The sequence below is a fragment of the Mesorhizobium sp. Cs1321R2N1 genome, from assembly GCF_037179725.1.
Lineage (GTDB): Bacteria > Pseudomonadota > Alphaproteobacteria > Rhizobiales > Rhizobiaceae > Mesorhizobium > Mesorhizobium salmacidum.
In genome coordinates this window covers 1-3795 of the sequence record NZ_JAPYKP010000254.1, presented here as the reverse complement: position 1 = coordinate 3795, position 3795 = coordinate 1, and the positions used below count along the sequence as shown (strand labels likewise).

Below are 3795 nucleotides of genomic sequence, written 5' to 3'. Positions count from 1 at the left end.
GGCGACAGCGCCCTTCGAGACCGCGCCTCGAAACAGCCGGTCGGTCGTCTCGCGGATCGACAGCACGACGGGCGCGATTGCAGCCGGCGAGGACACCGCCAGCCGCCTGTCGCCAAGCTCAACGGCGCGAAAGCCGGTGGCCGCGTCGGCGAAGCGGGCGATTTCGGCCGGATCGTCGAAGCGGTCGAACGTGCGCGCCGGATCGCCACGGAGCACGACGGTGTTTGCCGTGTCGAGCGCAAGCAGGCCGCCGGTGAAGCGGTGTGGGGTCCAGGCGACTGTCATTCCCGAAAACCTAACCGATAAATCGCATTTGACAAGTTAGATTCGGCGATGCAAACCTCAGATGCGCACGGTATGATCGCCTTTATCCGATCCGCTCCTGTCCGATCCGCTCTTGGGCGGGATGCTTGTGGTGTTGTCGAGTATGCTCTATTTCTTCCAGCAGGTGCTGAACGGGCTGCATTCGGGCGCGCTCTATGCCCTGCTCGCCTTCGGCTACGTGCTGACCAACGGCATCCTGCACCGCACCAATCTCGCCTATGGCGCGCTGTTTGCCTTCTGCGGCCAGGCAATGATCCTGAGCGTCGCCTTCGGCTACCAGGTGCTGTGGTTCACACTGCTGGCTTCGGTGCTGTTCGGCGTCGTCGCGGCGTTCCTCTATGCCGCGCTCATCAGCCATGTCCTGTCACGCAGCGTCTTTGAACCATTGGCCGACCGCTCGCCCAATGCCATCGTGGTGACGACGCTCGGCATCCTGATCGTCCTGTCGGAAGCAAGCCGCATCGCGGCCGACACGCATGATCTGTGGCTGCCGCCGATGCTGGCCGAGCCCATCGTTTTCGCCGAAGGCTCCGGTTTCAAGGCGACGCTGACGCTGATCCAGGTGCTCGACTGCGTCGTGGTCCTGGCGGCGGTCGCACTCGCTACATGGGCGTTTGCCCGCTCAAACTTCGGCCGGTGCTGGCGTGCCGTCTCCGACGACCCCAGGGCCGCCGCCCTGTGCGGCGTCGACGTGCGTGGCGTGTTTAGGCGCGCCGTGCTGTTCGGAGGCTTCTGCGCCGCGCTGGCCGGGGTCATGGCCAGTCTCTATTACGGCAATGTCAGCTTCGGTTCCGGCCTGGTCTACGGCCTGAAGATCCTGTTCGTGACAGCCGTCGGCGGCTATCTCTCGCCGCCACGGGCCGCGCTGGGCGCGGCCGCTTTCGGCATGGCCGAATCACTGTGGGCCGGCTATTTCCCGGTCGAATGGCGCGATGCTTGGATGTATCTGTTCCTGGTGGCCATGCTGATCCTGATCGGCGCCGGCCGGGACACCGGCAAGGTCGTCTGAACCCATCAGACTTTGGTTGCATGATGTATCGTCAGGCTGCGGTTTTCCACCGTGCCGCAAGGGCAGATGGCCTGCATCCTTCCTCCTCTTGTTGACCAACCGGACCACGCACTGCATACGGTTGGGCCAGGCGGCGCGACGAAAAAGGGGATCGCGCGTCACCGCATCAGGGAGGAATGCATGGCAGGGCTTCTCGCTCTATCCAGAACGATCGATCGTATGAACGAGTTCATCGGCAAATCGGTATCCTGGCTGATCCTGCTGGCCATCCTGGTGAGTGCGGCCAACGCGGTCGTCCGCAAGGTGTTCGACACCTCGTCGAACGCGTGGCTCGAGCTGCAATGGTACCTGTTCGGCGCCGCCTTCATGCTGGCCGCCGCCTATACGCTGAAACAGAACGAGCATATCCGCATCGATATCGTCTACGGCCTGTTTTCACGCCGCGTGCAGCACTGGATCGACCTCTTCGGCCACCTCTTCTTCCTGATGCCGTTCGTGACGCTGATGGTGTTCTATTTCGTGCCCTACGTATCGCTGTCGTTCCACAGCGGTGAAATGTCGACCAACGCCGGCGGCCTGATCGTGTGGCCGGCCAAGGTCATCCTGCTGGTCGGCTTTTTCCTGCTCGCGCTGCAGGGCATTTCCGAGATCATCAAGAAGATCGCCATCATGCGCGGCATCATTGACGATCCCAACCCGTTCATTTCCGTGCACGAACAGGCTGAACTCGAAGCCAAGGCGCTCGCTGAAGAAGCCAAGGCGCTCGCTGAAGAGGTGCGTTCGTGATGGAGTTCATCGCCCAGAACATGGCGCCGATCATGTTCGCCTCGCTGATCCTGTTCATGCTGATCGGCTATCCCGTCGCCTTTTCGCTCGCCGCCAACGGCCTGATGTTCTTCTTCATCGGCGTGCTTTTGACGCCCTATTCGGGCGGCGCGATCAATCTCGCCTGGCCGCTGCTCTATGCGCTGCCGGACAATTTCTACGGCAGCCGGGTGATGTCGAACGATACGCTGCTGGCCATCCCGTTCTTCACCTTCATGGGCATCGTGCTCGAGCGATCGGGCATGGCCGAGGACCTGCTCGACACGATCGGCCAGTTGTTCGGACCGATCCGCGGCGGCCTCGCCTACGCGGTGATCTTCGTCGGCGCGCTGCTGGCGGCGACCACCGGCGTGGTGGCGGCATCCGTCATTGCCATGGGGCTGATCTCGCTGCCGATCATGCTGCGCTATGGTTATGACCGCAGGGTGGCATCGGGCGTCATTGCGGCGTCGGGCACGCTCGCCCAGATCATTCCGCCATCGCTGGTGCTGATCGTTCTCGCCGACCAGCTCGGCCGCTCGGTGGGCGACATGTATGCCGGCGCCCTGATCCCCGGCCTGGTGCTGACCGGCCTATACACGCTCTACATCGTGATCATGTCGATCGTCCGGCCCAAATCTATGCCGGCCCTGCCGCTGGAGGCGCGGACACTCGGCCATGGCGTGGTGTCCTTGCTGATCGCGCTGGTAACGGCTGTGGCCATCGCCTATGTGGCCTACCATTACCTGGTGCCCGCTCATGGCGACAATGCCGACATTCTCGGCGCGACGGTCGGCGTCATCTTCATCTACGTCGTCGCGATTCTCGACCGCGGCCTGAACATCAACATGATGTCGCGGCTGGCGCAGCAGGTCGTGATCGTGCTGATCCCGCCGCTGGCGCTGATCTTCCTGGTGCTCGGCACCATCTTCCTCGGCATCGCCACCCCAACCGAGGGCGGCGCCATGGGCGCGGTCGGCGCGCTGGCGATGGCGGCGATGAAGGGCCGGCTGTCGATGGACGTGATCAAGCAGGCGCTGGCCTCGACGACGCGGCTGTCGTCCTTCGTGCTGTTCATCCTGATCGGCGCGCGGGTGTTCTCGCTGACCTTCTATGGGGTCAACGGCCAGATCTGGGTCGAGCATCTCTTGACCTCGCTGCCGGGCGGCGAAGTCGGCTTCCTGATCGGCGTCAACATGCTCGTCTTCTTCCTCGCCTTTTTCCTCGATTTCTTCGAACTGGCCTTCATCATCGTGCCGCTGCTGGCGCCGGCCGCCGACAAGCTCGGCATCGACCTGATCTGGTTCGGCGTGCTTCTGGGCGTCAACATGCAGACAAGCTTCATGCATCCGCCGTTCGGTTTCGCGCTGTTCTATCTGCGCTCGGTCGCCTCGCGCGTGCCCTACCTCGACCGCCTGACCGGCAAGCAGATCGCGCCGGTGACGACGGGCCAGATCTATTGGGGCGCGGTGCCGTTCGTCTGCATCCAGGTGATCATGATCGGCCTGACCATCGCCTTCCCGCAAATGGTGATGCGCTACAAGGGCGCGGCCGTCGATTCCGGCACGATCGACTACAAGGTGCCGGAAATGCCCAGCCTGTCGCCGCCTGGCACGCCGGAAGGTGGCGGCGCGCCTGCCAATGGCGGTGGCGCACCG

3 protein-coding genes and 1 pseudogene are annotated in these 3795 nt (G+C 63.5%); 3 read left to right on the top strand and 1 reads right to left on the bottom strand.

Annotated features, from left to right (window positions below):
• Positions 1-285 (bottom strand): annotated as a pseudogene (locus O7A61_RS31425) (CGNR zinc finger domain-containing protein); the annotation flags it as partial.
• 142 nt (positions 286-427) lie between these two features.
• Between O7A61_RS31425 and O7A61_RS31420 the strand changes: the two are divergent.
• From O7A61_RS31420 to O7A61_RS31410, 3 genes are all read left to right on the top strand, one after another.
• Positions 428-1333, top strand: coding sequence for a branched-chain amino acid ABC transporter permease (locus O7A61_RS31420; protein ID WP_337133057.1), 906 nt, complete (start codon positions 428-430; stop codon positions 1331-1333).
• Positions 1334-1513: 180 nt separating this feature from the next.
• Entirely contained in the window at positions 1514-2119 is a 606-nt protein-coding gene (locus O7A61_RS31415; RefSeq protein ID WP_337133055.1) for a TRAP transporter small permease subunit, read from the top strand.
• Positions 2119-3795 (top strand): TRAP transporter large permease (locus O7A61_RS31410; protein WP_337133056.1); only part of this gene is annotated, 1677 nt, incomplete at its 3' end. The genes O7A61_RS31415 and O7A61_RS31410, both read left to right, overlap by 1 nt.